At 36.6% G+C, this 14,469-nt stretch carries 18 protein-coding genes; 16 read left to right on the plus strand and 2 right to left on the minus strand.

From position 1 onward, the window contains the following. Positions 1 to 39: 39 nt before the first annotated feature. Positions 40 to 1,107 carry a 3-oxoacyl-ACP synthase III family protein gene (locus IX38_RS14605; protein ID WP_034706208.1) on the minus strand — a complete coding sequence of 356 codons (1,068 nt, stop codon included), beginning with the start codon at positions 1,105 to 1,107 and terminating at the stop codon, positions 40 to 42. A 103-nt stretch (positions 1,108 to 1,210) separates the two neighbouring features. Here IX38_RS14605 and IX38_RS14610 point away from each other — a divergent pair, with 103 nt between their 5' ends. The 16 genes from IX38_RS14610 (at position 1,211) to IX38_RS14685 (ending at position 13,017) form a co-directional block, all read left to right on the plus strand. Next, on the plus strand, positions 1,211 to 1,780 hold the full coding sequence (locus tag IX38_RS14610) for a hypothetical protein (RefSeq protein WP_034706210.1): 570 nt from the start codon (positions 1,211 to 1,213) through the stop codon (positions 1,778 to 1,780). A gap of 3 nt (positions 1,781 to 1,783) precedes the next feature. Next, the gene (ubiE, locus tag IX38_RS14615; protein ID WP_034706212.1) at positions 1,784 to 2,515 is read left to right on the plus strand and encodes a bifunctional demethylmenaquinone methyltransferase/2-methoxy-6-polyprenyl-1,4-benzoquinol methylase UbiE; all 732 of its coding nucleotides are present in this window, start codon (positions 1,784 to 1,786) and stop codon (positions 2,513 to 2,515) included. Between the two features lie 3 nt (positions 2,516 to 2,518). Beyond that, on the plus strand, positions 2,519 to 3,301 hold the full coding sequence (gene porT, locus IX38_RS14620) for a type IX secretion/gliding motility protein PorT/SprT (protein ID WP_034706214.1): 783 nt from the start codon (positions 2,519 to 2,521) through the stop codon (positions 3,299 to 3,301). A 140-nt stretch (positions 3,302 to 3,441) separates the two neighbouring features. Next, a complete protein-coding gene (locus IX38_RS14625) occupies positions 3,442 to 3,744 on the plus strand; it encodes a hypothetical protein (protein WP_034706216.1) in 303 nt (100 codons plus the stop codon). Further along, positions 3,744 to 4,031, plus strand: a complete 288-nt coding sequence (locus IX38_RS14630; protein ID WP_034706217.1) for a cell division protein ZapA — start codon at positions 3,744 to 3,746, stop codon at positions 4,029 to 4,031. The genes IX38_RS14625 and IX38_RS14630 overlap by 1 nt, the downstream gene beginning before the upstream one ends. A 229-nt stretch (positions 4,032 to 4,260) precedes the next feature. Beyond that, the gene (rny, locus tag IX38_RS14635) at positions 4,261 to 5,826 is read left to right on the plus strand and encodes a ribonuclease Y (protein ID WP_034706218.1); all 1,566 of its coding nucleotides are present in this window, start codon (positions 4,261 to 4,263) and stop codon (positions 5,824 to 5,826) included. A gap of 75 nt (positions 5,827 to 5,901) precedes the next feature. Beyond that, positions 5,902 to 7,143 carry an MFS transporter gene (locus IX38_RS14640; protein ID WP_034706219.1) on the plus strand — a complete coding sequence of 414 codons (1,242 nt, stop codon included), beginning with the start codon at positions 5,902 to 5,904 and terminating at the stop codon, positions 7,141 to 7,143. Between the two features lie 145 nt (positions 7,144 to 7,288). Then, the gene (locus IX38_RS14645) at positions 7,289 to 7,474 is read left to right on the plus strand and encodes a hypothetical protein (protein WP_034706221.1); all 186 of its coding nucleotides are present in this window, start codon (positions 7,289 to 7,291) and stop codon (positions 7,472 to 7,474) included. A gap of 327 nt (positions 7,475 to 7,801) precedes the next feature. Next, entirely contained in the window at positions 7,802 to 7,981 is a 180-nt protein-coding gene (locus IX38_RS14650) for a hypothetical protein (protein ID WP_034706224.1), read from the plus strand. A 278-nt stretch (positions 7,982 to 8,259) separates the two neighbouring features. Continuing rightward, the gene (locus IX38_RS14655) at positions 8,260 to 8,448 is read left to right on the plus strand and encodes a hypothetical protein (protein ID WP_034706227.1); all 189 of its coding nucleotides are present in this window, start codon (positions 8,260 to 8,262) and stop codon (positions 8,446 to 8,448) included. Positions 8,449 to 8,527: 79 nt separating this feature from the next. Continuing rightward, positions 8,528 to 9,493, plus strand: a complete 966-nt coding sequence (gene gwsG, locus IX38_RS22025) for a grasp-with-spasm system ATP-grasp peptide maturase (protein WP_051884779.1) — start codon at positions 8,528 to 8,530, stop codon at positions 9,491 to 9,493. Next, on the plus strand, positions 9,490 to 9,690 hold the full coding sequence (locus IX38_RS14665) for a hypothetical protein (protein ID WP_034706230.1): 201 nt from the start codon (positions 9,490 to 9,492) through the stop codon (positions 9,688 to 9,690). Before gwsG ends, IX38_RS14665 begins: the two co-directional genes overlap by 4 nt. Beyond that, positions 9,665 to 10,663, plus strand: coding sequence for a hypothetical protein (locus tag IX38_RS14670; RefSeq protein WP_034706232.1), 999 nt, complete (start codon positions 9,665 to 9,667; stop codon positions 10,661 to 10,663). Before IX38_RS14665 ends, IX38_RS14670 begins: the two co-directional genes overlap by 26 nt. Positions 10,664 to 10,690: 27 nt before the next feature. Beyond that, positions 10,691 to 11,545: a vitamin K epoxide reductase family protein gene (locus tag IX38_RS14675; RefSeq protein WP_034706233.1), complete on the plus strand. Its 855-nt coding sequence runs from the start codon at positions 10,691 to 10,693 to the stop codon at positions 11,543 to 11,545. A gap of 1 nt (position 11,546) precedes the next feature. After that, entirely contained in the window at positions 11,547 to 12,203 is a 657-nt protein-coding gene (locus IX38_RS14680) for a hypothetical protein (protein WP_034706237.1), read from the plus strand. 7 nt (positions 12,204 to 12,210) lie between these two features. Next, on the plus strand, positions 12,211 to 13,017 hold the full coding sequence (locus IX38_RS14685) for a GLPGLI family protein (RefSeq protein ID WP_034706238.1): 807 nt from the start codon (positions 12,211 to 12,213) through the stop codon (positions 13,015 to 13,017). A 137-nt stretch (positions 13,018 to 13,154) separates the two neighbouring features. On the opposite strand, the gene IX38_RS14690 is transcribed toward IX38_RS14685, so the two are convergent. Continuing rightward, a complete protein-coding gene (locus IX38_RS14690; RefSeq protein ID WP_185097682.1) occupies positions 13,155 to 14,459 on the minus strand; it encodes a voltage-gated chloride channel family protein in 1,305 nt (434 codons plus the stop codon). Positions 14,460 to 14,469: the final 10 nt, after the last annotated feature.

The following is a 14,469-nucleotide window of genomic DNA, read 5'->3' on the forward strand; positions in this document are numbered from 1 at the left end:
ATGTTTCCCTGTGCTTTATATTTTATTAATTAAATATTTTTAAGGAAATCTGTAAACAATAGCATTGATGTTCATTCCGGCCCCTACCGAAGTCATCACAATGTTACCTTTATCTTTAAACGTTTGACCTTGCATTTTTCCTTTAATTATTAAATCATACATGGTAGGAATGGTTGCCACAGATGTATTTCCAAGGTCCTGGATTGTCATAGGGGAGATGGCGTGGTCATAATCCTTCACATCATAAAGCTTGTGAAGTCTTTCGATCATGGCGTAATCCATTTTGGCATTAGCCTGGTGAATAAGGATCTTATCAATGTCTTCTATGGAAAGTCCTGCATCCTCTATTGTTTCCTTAATGGCCGAAGGGACATTCTTAAGGGCGTACTCATAGATCTTTCTTCCCTGCATTCTTACGTAAAGGCGTCTTTGGTCTACATTCTGGTTGATGGAAGGAGCGTTTTCAAGATAGTTCAACTCCGGACCGTTGTCGCAGATCGTATTGCGGGCGATGATGCCTACATTTTCTTCATCGGTAGCCTGTACCACTACTGCACCGGCACCGTCAGCAAAGATCATTCGGTTTCTGTCATGCGGGTCGGTAACACGGCTTAGTGTTTCTGCTCCTACCACAAGAATGGTTTTTGCGGCTTTCGCTTTAATCAGGTTGTCGGCAAGGATCATGGCTTCCACCCATCCCGGACATCCGAAAATCATATCATATGTAATACATTTCCTGTTTTTAATGCCCAGCCTGTTTTTTACTCTTGCTGCCATATTCGGCATAAAATTCACATATCCGTCTACGGTAACTTCCCCGAAGTTGCTTGCGTAAATGATATAATCCACTTGCTCTCCATCCACTTTAGCGTCCTCAAGAGCAGCTTTGGCAGCCTCAGAGCCGATCAGCGAGTTGGAAAGATCATCTTCAATAAATCTTCTGTTTTCTATTTCTGTGATTTCTACAAACTTTGCGATGGTTTCTTCTGCAGGTTTTTCAATCTTAACTCCGTCTTCAGTGTAGAACTCAGAATCCATGAAATACTCTCTACCAATAACTCTGTTAGGAATATAGGACCCGGAACCAATAATGATCGTATTCGGCATTCGTTTATATGATTTTTTTTAAAGATGCAAAGTTAATAATTAATATTAATAACGGAGAATTAAAAATATTATTAAATTTGCAAAAATTGTACTTTACAATCGTATGAAAAACAACTCGTCCTTAAAAGGCTTACTTATTGCAGCTGTGGTGTTTATCGTTGCCTTTGGGGTCTACTTCTTTTTTTTAGCCAAGAGAAATTATTTTGTAGTAGACAACCCTACTCCCAATACCTATTATTTTAAGATCAATAACGGTTCCGAAGGGGTTATTTCTGCAGGGCAGTATGTTCATGTAGATTTAAAGAAGGGAAAAAACTCCATTAAAGTTTTCGACCAGAATAAGAAAATGCTGTATGATTCTGCATTTGAAGTCAATAAAATCCGAGGGCTTATTAATATCGCCCATGAGGATTATTATATTAATGATCAATATTATGGGTATAATCTTAAAAAAGATTCATTACTTTTGGCCCTGGACAAAATCACAATTGACGGGAAAGATTATTTTGGAGGAGCAAGACGCTTCAATAAGCTTTACACGGAAGATTTTTATTACAATGTAGACGAAGATTATGATAAAGTGATCAAAAACATCCAAAAGGTGGAATCAAGATCAAAGATCTTCAGAAAGCAGGATTTCCTAAATTATTACAAAGAATATTACAAGTTTTAAGTTTTGACAAAAGATATTACCAAAGTTACTCCCTACAACTCCGAGGCTACCAAGAAAAGCCAGGTAGAGGATATGTTCGACAATATTGCGCCGAAGTATGACCTTCTGAATCGTGTTTTATCAATGAAAATTGATATTATATGGAGGAATACACTGGTGAAAATGATGAAAAAAGACAATCCGCAGGAAGTGCTGGATGTGGCTACAGGAACGGGAGATTTAGCAATCACGATTCAAAAAGGAACCGATGCGAAAGTAATTGGTCTGGATTTATCACAACAAATGCTAAATGTTGGCGTTATTAAAATAAAAAAACTTAAATTAGACGGCAAAATTTCCATGCAAAAGGGAGATGCAGAAAATTTACCTTTCGAGGACAATAGATTCGATGCTGTTTCCGTTGCATTTGGAGTGAGGAATTTTGAAAACCTTACCAAAGGTTTGGCAGAATTGAGAAGAGTAGTTAAAGATAACAAAAGTGTTTACATACTGGAGTTTTCAAAGGTTGAGGGGTTCTTAGGTCCATTTTATATGTTTTATTTCAAAAATATATTACCTGCCATCGGCAGGCTGGTTTCCAAAGATAATAGGGCATATACATACCTTCCGGATTCTGTAAATGCTTTTCCTTTCGGGGAGAAGATGAAACAAATTCTTTTAGATACAGGATTTAAGAAAGTAGAATATAAAAAGTTAAGTTTAGGTATAGCCACAATTTATAAAGCAACAAAGTAACCTATGAATAAATTTCTATTAAGAGCACTGGTTTTAGCCTCAGTCAATATTGCAGTTTTTGCAGATGCACAATTCAGAACCCGAAACAGAATGGATAAGTTGGAAGACTTTGACGAGCAGAAATTCAGCTGGGGGTTTTATTTGAACGGCAACAGGCTGGACTACCGTATCGTCCTACATCCAAGATATGGTTCGGAAGGTAATCAGAATCTTGTTAAATCCAAAGAAAGCTACAGCTTCGGGGCGGGGTTGATCGCCAAATGGAGACTGAATGACTATCTGGATTTAAGACTGGAGCCAGGCTTGCAATTTGCTCAGAGGCAGTTGACTTTCAATACCCAGTCCAATGACCAGTACGCAGCAGGAACATTAACGAACCCGCCTTTTATCCCAATTCCTTTAACTGAAAAGGACAGGGTAAGAGAGATCAAATCTACACTGGTAGACATTCCCGTATTGCTGGAACTTCACGGTCAGAGATGGTACAATTCCAGACCTTATATTGCGGCAGGGGTGAACTATGTAGTTAACCTTCAGTCCAATTCAGATTCTGAGGATGACAACATGCAGCAGGTTTTCAGGTCTACTACGCATAATTTTGCATGGTCGGCTGAAATGGGAATCCAGTTTTATTTCAATAAATTTAAACTTACTCCGGCTATCAGAGGAACATTCTTCATGAACAACGAGAAAGTGGCAGATAATGCAAATACACCTCCATACTGGGCGACAGCAATGTCTACACTTCAGACAAGAGCAGTAATGTTTGTTCTGAAATTTGAATAAGAAATAATACCATAAAATACAAAAGGAGGTGCCAATGCATCTCCTTTTTTTCGTGCCTAATCAAAATATAGAGACTTTTATTTTTGTTACTGTTATTATTTTTTTACTTTTGCTATTAGTTAGAATATAGAAAACCTGAAATGCTTCAAGATTTAGAAAATAATTTTTCAGAATTAGAGAAAAAGATTTTACTTTTACAAAAGAACTATAAAAATCTTACTGAAAGATTATCTGAATTAACAGTTGAGCATGAAGAACTGAAAATGAAATATGATGAGGAAAGAAGAAGAAATCAGGTATTAGCAGAAGAACAGAAAAATATAAAATTGTATTCAGCAATATCGGGGAATCCCGAGCACAACAGATTAATGAAAAACCATATCAACAGATTGGTAAAAGAAATTGATTTCTGTATTGCACAGCTTCAAAACAGTGGATTATAATGGATGTAAGAAGAATAACCATCAACATTGCAGGAAGGGTATATCCGCTGAACGTACCGGCCGCAGAGGAAGAGACTCTGCGTAAAGTAGGAAAGCAGATTGAAAGTATGATTAAAGATTTTGAACAGAACTTCGATGTAAGAGACAAACAGGATGCTTTGGCTATGTGTGCCCTGAAACTGGGAACCAATGCTGAGGTAGTTTCTCTTAACTACGAAAAAAATATAAATTTTACCAACGAAAGATTAGTGAAAATTAATCAGTCGTTGAATGAATTTGGGAAATAGATTTTTTTCCCGACAGACTGCCTACAATAATTCTAACACATTTAAGGTAAACTCAACGCTAAACAATTACCGAGCAAATGTCCGCTGAATGGCGTGCCGGGTCTCCCGGATTACAGACAGTGGAAATCAGTTCAAATCGTGTTGATTAGGAGTTTACTCTCAATCCCTGAATTGTTGTAGGTTTTTTTTATTTAGATAAGTGTAAGACAATTAAAACTCAATATATATTATGATAGAAGTTATAATCGGCGTTGTTTGTTTAGTAATCGGTGCTGTAGTAGGGATTTTATTCTCTAAAAGCTCATTGAATACTAAGGGAAAATTCATTATAGATGATGCAAAGAAAAATGCCGAAAACCTTATAGAAAAAGCAAATGTTCAAGCTGAATCCATAAAGAAAGAAAAAAATCTGCAGGCCAAAGAAAAGTTTTTGGAACTGAAATCCCAGCACGATTCGGATATCCAATCCCGTGAGAAAAAAATGCAGGAGATTGAAAAAAGAATTAAAGACAAGGAGCACAAGCTTAATGATGAGCTTAGCAAGACCGGAAAACTTGAAAAGGACCTTGACAAGCAGATTGCAGATTACGCGAAGAAAAACGAGATCTTAGAAAGAAAACAGCAGGAACTGGATATAGCTACCACTAAAAAAGTAGAGATCCTTGAAAAAATTGCCAATTATACGGCAGAAGAAGCTAAGGCAGAATTGGTAGAAACCATGAAAGCAGAAGCTAAAACCAGAGCTCAGGCACACGTGCAGGGTATTATGGAAGAAGCTCAGCTGAATGCCAAGAACGAAGCCAGGAAGATTGTGATCCAGACCATCCAGAGAATCGGAACTGAGCAGGCGATCGAAAATTCAGTATCCGTTTTCAATATTGAATCTGACGAAGTAAAAGGAAGAATCATCGGTAGAGAAGGTAGAAATATCCGTGCTTTAGAGGCGGTTACCGGTGTTGAAATTATTGTTGATGATACTCCGGAAGCTATTCTTCTTTCATGCTTTGACCCGGTGAGAAGAGAAATTGCAAGACTGTCCCTTCACAGGTTGGTAACGGATGGAAGGATTCACCCGGCAAGAATCGAAGAAGTAGTAGAAAAGACAAGAAAACAGATCGAAGAAGAGATTATTGAAGTAGGAAAAAGAACCATCATTGATCTTGGTATCCACGGATTGCACCCGGAACTGATCAAGATCGTAGGTAGAATGAAATACCGTTCTTCTTATGGACAAAACCTCCTACAGCACTCAAGAGAAGTGGCGAACATTGCTGCTACCATGGCTGCAGAATTAGGTTTAAATGTTAAATTAGCTAAAAGAGCAGGTCTGTTACACGATATCGGTAAAGTACCTGAACAGGAATCTGAACTTCCTCACGCTTTATTGGGAATGCAGTGGGCTGAGAAATATGGTGAAAATGCAGAAGTTGTAAACGCAATCGGTGCCCACCATGACGAAATTGAAATGAAGTCACTATTATCCCCGATCATCCAGGTTGCCGATGCAATCTCAGGAGCAAGACCGGGAGCAAGAAGACAGGTGCTTGAATCATACATCCAGAGACTGAAAGATCTTGAATCTGCAGCATTAAGCTTCGATGGTGTATCAAGTGCATATGCGATCCAGGCCGGTAGAGAACTGAGGGTAATGGTAGAGAGCGGAAAAGTAAGTGATGAAGTAGCCAACCAGCTGTCTTATGACATCTCTGAAAAGATCCAGAATGAACTGACGTATCCGGGACAGGTTAAAGTAACGGTAATCAGAGAAACAAGAGCGGTGAATATTGCAAGATAATACCACGGTCAAGATATTTTAAAAAAAACCTTTCAAGAGATTGAAAGGTTTTTTTATTTTTATCAAAACTTAAAAATGCAAGAACAGTCTCTGTCTTCAAAACTGAAGTACATCTTTTCGATCCCCGTAATCATTTCGGCCCTGGGCTATTTTGTAGATATTTATGATCTGCTTTTATTCGGTATTGTAAGAATCCCAAGCTTAAAAGCTTTAGGCCTGAATCCTGATTCTGACGGAACCTTTATCCTGAACTGCCAGATGGTAGGCCTTCTTATCGGCGGGGTTTTCTGGGGGATTTTTGGAGACAAAAAGGGTAGGCTTTCCGTACTTTTCGGGTCCATTTTGGTATATTCCTTAGCTAATATTGCCTGTGGTTTTCTTCCCTATTTTCCGAAAGAGCATCTGGTGTACCAATATGCGGGTTTAAGATTCATTGCAGGAATAGGACTGGCCGGGGAGCTTGGAGCCGGAATTACCCTGGTTTCTGAAAGCCTGCCGAAGAATCTAAGGGCAATCGGAACCTCTGTAGTAGCAGGCTTCGGACTGATGGGGGCCGTAGTGGCCCAGCTTACGGTAGAACTCGCCGGCGGCTGGAATATCTCCTACATCATCGGCGGAATTATGGGGATCATGCTGTTGATTCTCAGGGTAAGCGTATCAGAATCCGGTATTTATAAGAATATAGAGCATAAAAGCGTTTCCAAAGGAAATTTCCTTTCCTTTTTTACCAGTAAGGAACGCTTGACCCGGTATCTCAAATGCATTGCTGTAGGATTGCCTACATGGTATTGCATAGGGATTCTGGCGGTTCTGGCTAACCAATTTGCCCCTGAATTGGGGATTAAGGATCTGAATCCGGGAAAAGCAATTATGTGGGCTTATATAGGGATCTCCGCCGGTGATCTGATGAGCGGTTTTATTTCCCATGCATTGAAATCCCGTAAAATGGCTATTTTCTATATGCTGCTCTTCACCATAGTGGGTGTGGCAATAATGCTGTTTGGAAATACCAATACAGAGACAAAATACTATATGTTCTGTGTCTGGCTGGGCTTGGGAACTGGCTATTGGGCAATGTTTGTAACACTTGCGGCAGAACAGTTTGGTACGAATATCAGAAATACGGCAACAACCACCGTTCCCAATATGGTAAGAGGTTTGGTGCCTGTGATGATCTTAGCCTTTGATCTTTTAAAAACTCATTTCACGGTAATCATAAGTGCGGCTGTCGTGGGAGTTGTTGTATTCGGTCTGGCCTTTTATTCATCGCTGACCATTTCAGAAACCCATAATAAAGACCTGGGGTTTACCGAGTAATACAGCGGTTTGACAGGAATTGATGTACTTTTAAGTATAAGGAAATGAATAAATTAACATTTTATTGTGCTTCAAATAATCATTAATTGTTTACTTTTGAAAGTAAAGGAATTTAATTCTATTGTTTAATTAAAATCAAAACATCATGTCACAGGAAATTTTTAAAAAAGCAAAAAAGTTAAAAAAGGAAGATCTTAAAAACATTATAGGCGGAGTAAGCGGGGTAGTCACCCCGGATCTTTCAAAATGTGGCTGTAGCTGTACAGGAGCAGTGACAGGACCGTCATATTGTGTAAAGTATAAAAAGTGTCTCCAGGTAATTACCTGTTAATAGAAACATTTTAGTGAGTAAAACCTTTCGGATAATTGAAAGGTTTTATTGTTTAGTAAAGCTTAAGAATCCCGGAACACTTCAACATCCTTTAAAACAATTCTGTTCCCATTCTTTTCAGCTGTAGGGCAAGGTTAAAAGAACAGGATAATTTAATCGTTTAATAAATATTTCCGTTTTAATCCGCTTTATTAAGTTAATAATACTAATGAAATCAGGGCTTTATTTAATTTTATATTAAATTATGTTGTGAATAATTAATATTTGTTTAACTTTGGAAAGTAACTAAGCTATACTGTTTAATCTCAAACCAAATCATTTAAGACTATGAAAAATGCCAAGAAATTAAGAAAAGCAGATCTGAAAAACATTATCGGAGGAATCAGCGGACCACAAGATTTATCCAAGTGCGGATGCAGCTGCTCAGGATCCGTTACAGGTCCGTGGTACTGTGTACAGTATATTGCCTGTCCTCAGGTATATACCTGTGATCAGTCTGCAGTTTAAGACGATTTCAGTCAGAAAATAATAAACATTTCCACATTTAATACGCAAAAGCCTTTTGGACCTTCCAAAAGGTTTTTGTCTTTTAATAAAGTTGAAAAAAGGAAATCCGTTTGTCTTTCTTTGCGATCCAAGAAAGGCAGATTATTATGAAACAGATAAGCTATTTAACATAATATAATTATTTATTTATCTCTTTGTAGAGAATTATATTTATTCTATATTTGTGATAAGCGGATTCCGAAAAGCTAACAGAGTAGGAGAAAAATTAATGTATTACTATGAAAAAATTAGAAAACCTGAAAGGGAAGAAATTAGGCAACATGAAAAGTATTATTGCTGGAAAAAAATCATTAGACCTAGGCTTCGCTGGTCCATGTGGAGGAACTGGTACAGACAGTGATCCTCACGTATTAGAAACACTTACACTGATCAAAGGTGGAGGTGGTACTAATGATGGATGTGACTAGTCACTTGATTTTTTACAAAAAATTAAAGACTCTTTATATTATAAAGAGTCTTCCTTTATCTATTAATTCATAAAAAAATATGATTCTAATTTTATCAACTCCCAATGATGACGATACAAATCTTGTGATGGAGCATTTACATCTTTTGGGTGAAAAGTGTATAAGAATAAACGATCTGGACTTATTTAACGGAAATACAAAGATGCATTATGAGCTGTCGCCGGAGCCTAGGCTTTTTGTGGAGAATATTTTTTTTGGAAGAATAGATCTCTCGGATATTCAATGTGTATGGTATAGAAAATTTGGGTTCTTTGATAAGTTTAAAAAAAAAATCAGAGGAGAAACCAATATAGAGATGCTGGAATATTTAAAATTAGAATATACCACTACACTGGAACTCTTTTTTGATTTTTTAAAGGACAAAAAATGGCTTAACAATTATTTAAGCGTTAAAAAATTAAATAAAATAAGCACTCTCATTGCTTCTCAAAAAATAGGATTAACTATTCCAAAAACCAATATAACCAATACTGCTGATTCATTAGACCTGAACGAATCATATATTACCAAATCTATAAAAGACGGAACCGTAATTGACGTGGGAGAAAAAACTTTCTTTTTTCTAACAAAGGAAGTTAATCCCAGGACAATGATTGGGTACAACCATTTTTTTCCAAGTTTGTTTCAAGAGAAAATAGACAAAGAATACGAACTCAGAATTTTCCATTTGAATGGAAAAAACTATCCTATGGCCATTTTTTCTCAAAGAGATACCCAAACGGGCGTAGATTACAGACATTACAATTACAGTAAACCCAACAGAATGATTCCTTATTCTCTCCCCGGAGAACTTGATGAAAAAATATGCCGTCTTATGAAAACCCTGGAACTCGATACCGGCTCATTGGATATCATAAAAGGTAAAGATGGGGAATATTATTTTTTGGAAATAAATCCTTCAGGCCAATTCAGGATGACATCAATGCCTTGCAATTATAATCTTCATTATGAGGTAGCCCAGTGTTTAAAAAAAATGAATACATGAAAAAAACATTACTTAAGGAAATTGGATATGAAAAAAAGAAAGAGCTGCTTCCTGTTATTTTCTCCCATACAACTCCAATGGACATAAAAAAAATAAAAAGAGACCGTCCTTTCAGAATGGTTGACACTTCTATTCATCAGTCAGAAATCTATTGCCTAAGAATATACAAAGATGGAATTAACATATCTACGGAATAACAACGACAAATATATTCATGTGTTTTCTTGCTGTATACCTGTCAGAGGACATGAAAGAGGCGCTATATACGATCTTCAGAGAGAGGAAATTGAATTGGTGCCTAATACCATGATAGACTTTTTGGAACACATTAAAAACAGAAAAGTAAGCTCTGTCCTGGAAGAATTTGAATCAGATACAATGGCTAAAAAGTATCTTGATTTTTTAGAAAAAAATGAATTTGTATTTTATTCCAATACTGTTTCTTTTCCTGAATTATCTGCCAGGAGTATCAATGAAGATACTTCCGTAATACAGTTTATGACTATCATGTTGTCGGAATTTATTGATGATAATTTAGATGCCGTTATAAAAAATATTAATGAACTGGGGGTGAAAAGGCTGCACGTCCATATGAGTAGCCAGGATTGCATGAAGGAAATTCATAAATTCCTGAATTTGTTAGAATATTCCAGGGTAACTAATATGTCTTTTTCAATTCCTTATCAAAAAATTGATAAAAAACTATACAACAACAATCGCTTAAAGACTTTGTATCTGTTTAATTCTCCTAAAGAAAAAGTAGAAACCAATAATGAAGTGACCAGTGTTTTTATTATGGTGAATGATGCCAGGATGTTTATACCTAAATTTAATATCAATACCGTAGACGTTAATTCTACGGCTTATAATATTGCCGTAAATTATAATCTGTCACTATATAAGACCGTATTTGTGGATGAACATGGGGAAATTAAATTTAATGTTTCAGATAAGACAGGCTATGGTAATATCACGGATTCAATAGAGGAAATAAAAACCAGGACATTCCCGGAACTTTCCACACTTTGGAATATTAAAAAGACCGATATTGCTCCCTGTAATATTTGCGAGTTTAGATTCTGCTGTACTGTGACCCATATTCCTTTTAAAAAGGATGACGGTTATGCAGTGAACTGTAATTATAATCCATACAATGCCGAATTAAATTAAAAGAAATGAGCAAAAACTGAGGAGTATATGGTTGAAAGTATAGCCAATATTTTAAAATATCTTGAGAAAAAAAATATTTATTTAGACGGAAAAGATTTTTCGTTCCAGATTAATTCTCATCCGGCATTCCCAAGTCTGCTGTCCATAGTGAGTGCTCTGAATATTAACCGTGTTTGTAACTATGTGCTGGAAATAGAGGATTCCGAAATAGACGAGCTTCCCGATGATTTTATGACTTTTGTAGCACTTACAGGAAATGAACAGGAACTTATGTATGTTGAAAAGAAAAATGAATGCTACCTGGTTAATGGAAAATATAAAATAAGTAAAGACGACCTGCTTTCAAAGTGGAATAAGATTGTCGTTATAGTTGACGAAACACAGTCGGATCTTAAAAAGAAAGGCATTAGTACCTATCTGTTGCCTTTTGTGGGAATTTCAATACTAATTATATTGATTGGCTTGTATTACTATATTCATTTAAATTCTTTCATGTATCTGCTTCTGTCATTGTGCGGTTTTTCCCTGTCTGTTCTTTCATTAAAAAAAGTATTTGGAATTGAAAGTTCGATAGTAAGTAAGGTATGTTCAGGTACCTATAAAGACTGTTCGTTTTCTGAAACGAAAAACACAGATTTTATCTCAAACTTTGGAGATTACAGCCTGGTCTACTTTTTTACCAATATGATAAGCATTCTGTTTCTTTCAAATAATCAGAACCATGATGTTTTTGTTAGCATACAGAAATTATTACTGATCATTATTCTCCCTGTGATGGCTTATTCCCTTTTTTATCAGCTGTTTAAAATGAAGAAAGTCTGCCCCTTATGTATAGGAATTATAATTATTTTGATTTTGCAGACTTATATTTTGATGATGTAATATGAATATAGAATCTTTTATTCCGGTAGTTTTATATGGTCTTATTTATTTGCTCATCTTTATTCTGTGGCTGTACATCAAGAGATTTCTAATCCGGAGTGAGAAGAACAAAAACCAGCTGATAAGAAAAACCAGAGTGGTCAGGAATCATGATGTGTTTATGAATACCTTACAGAAGCAGGAAAAGGCAGACCTTCCTGTACCTGTATTCGTCCTGGGAAATAAGGATGCAGATCTTGAACTGACGATATTGACAAGTCTATACTGTGAGATGTGTAAAGAGATGAGTGAGATTATTGATAAAATAATATTTGCCTATGAAGACCAGATAAAAATAAATATTTTTTTTAAACCCCAGAATGCAGAGGAAAAAAATCATCCTTTGTATCTGCTTCATGCCATTTTTTTAATTCGGGGAGAAAAAGAGTTTTTACAGGCATTCAATTTTTGGTTTAAAAATAAGAACCTTATACCATGGCAGACTGCCGATTACAGTACCGAAGAAAATAAAAATTCCTTTACATCTTCAAACGATTGGTTTGCCCGGAATGGAATAATCTCCACACCTTCAGTTTTTATTGATAAGTATGTCTATCCCTACGAATTTGAAAAAGAAGATTTATACTTTTATATAGAACAAATTATAGAAAACAAATAAAAAAGATATGCACCGTAGAATATTAATACTAAATCTGCTTTTCTTTATCGTTCAAAACCTTTATTCTCAGAATATGAGAATAAATTATGATATGACCTATAGAGAAGATTCATTAAGTGAAGAATCTGTTACCAAGAAAATGGTACTATTGATTCACGGAGAAGAATCAAAATTTTATTCGGAAAAACAATATGATATAGACTCTCTTAGAAATAATGGATTCAAAGGTTTTGCAGTAGGCGATAATAGCTTTATGGTGATCAGGAAACCTCAAAACGTAGTTTCAAAATACTATTTTATATTTAGAGATGCTTATAAAATAACAGAATCCGTAAATCTAAACTGGACAATAGAAAAAGAGATCGTAAAAAAGTACAATTATACCTGCCAGAGAGCAACACTCAGTTACAAAGGCAGAAGTTGGGAAGCCTGGTTTACCCAAGACCTGCCGATTCAGGAAGGACCTTATATTTTTAAAGGCCTGCCTGGGTTAATTGTTTATATGAAAGATAAAACCAATTCATATGAATTTTCTTTTTCAGGAATTAAGAAACAATATAATCCTTTAGACTTTGAAAATATGCAGCCCAAGCCCATGGAGACTTCAAAAAATAAATTGGATAAAGTATTTTTAGACTATTTTAATGATCCTTATAGAGAAATGAAATCCGGAAATATAAAAGCAAAATTCAAGGACGAACGTGGTAATGATATCGAACCCGATTTCAGGAAAATGACGAAAGAAACGCAGGACTATTTAATTAAAAAAAATAATCCAATAGAGCTTACAGATAGCATTCACTATCCAAAATAATCTGTAATACATACAGACCAACCAAGACTTTGAAACTAAAATCAATGATGCAAATCATTTTAATAGATCATCGTCAGATATCTGTCACCAAAAAACATTCTCAAACTCTCAAACCCTCCCACACTCAAACCAAATCCTCACAAATCCGAAAAATACCCGTCCCGTTCATTTTCATATCTCCTGTTTTTTACTTCCCCGATTTTCTGTTTCGTGTAAATGCTTTGGTGCCCCGAGAACATATAGGAAACCACACATGCAATAGCGATATAAACCCCGCATTCAGCCCCGAATAGCTCAATTCCCATCAGCATGCAGGCCAGTGGAGTATTGGTAGCCCCCGCAAATACAGCGACAAATCCCATTCCTGCCAGCAGTCCAACCGGCAGCGGAATAAAAATAGATAAAGCACTTCCCAGTGTAGCTCCGATGAAAAACAAAGGAGTTACCTCACCGCCTTTAAATCCTGCCGAAAGTGTAACGACTGTAAAGACCATTTTTAAAGCAAAATCATACAACGGGAGCTGCTTTTCAAAAGATTCAAGAATCACAGGAATGCCCAGTCCTATATATCTCGTTGTTCCTATGGCAAAAACGGCAACAGCAACAATGATCCCGCCAATTACAGGACGGAATGGAGGATATTTGATCTTAGACTTAAAAACAGAACCTGCCCAATGGATCATTCTGCTGAAACCTGCAGCACAGATTCCAAAAGCGATTCCGGCAAGGATACTGTATAAAACAGGTAGGAATTCCAGTTTCGGAATAAGATCTATGTGGTAATGCGTATGCTTTACATTCCAGAGGTTCGTGACTGAATCAGCCAGAACAGCTGATGCAAAAGCCGGGAAAATAGCATTATACCTTATTCTTCCAACCAGAAAAACTTCAAGCCCGAAAACTGCTCCGGCCAGCGGTGTTCCGAAAACAGACCCGAAACCTGCTGCAATGGCGGCGATGAGAAGAATCCTTCTTTCACTCTTGTCAAGCTTAAAAGGTTTGCTAAGCTGGTCTGCCATAGCTCCTGCCATCTGAAGTGCTGTTCCTTCGCGGCCCGCAGAACCACCGAATAAATGCGTAGCTATAGTTCCCAGATAAACAAACGGTGCCATTTTGAATGGAATAGTCTCTTTCGGATCATGAATATTGTCAATCAGCAGGTTGTTTCCTGCTTCTACATCCTTTCCGTAGTAATAATACAAAAGACCGATAAGAAAACCGGCAACAGGAAGCAGGGCAATGAGCCGGATATGATTTTCCCTGAAATGAGTTGCCCATTCCAAAGATACAAGGAAACCCGCAGAAGCAGTTCCTGCCAAAATGCCAATGATGATACTGATACACAGCCACTTTATAATATAAGGCAGGGCAGGGTATTTTCTGAAAAAAAACAGGATGTGAAAAATTGCTTTTTTAGATAATGTTCGTTGTGGTTTCGACATAATAATCCTG

The organism is Chryseobacterium luteum, assembly GCF_000737785.1.
GTDB classification, from domain to species: Bacteria; Bacteroidota; Bacteroidia; order Flavobacteriales; family Weeksellaceae; genus Chryseobacterium; species Chryseobacterium luteum.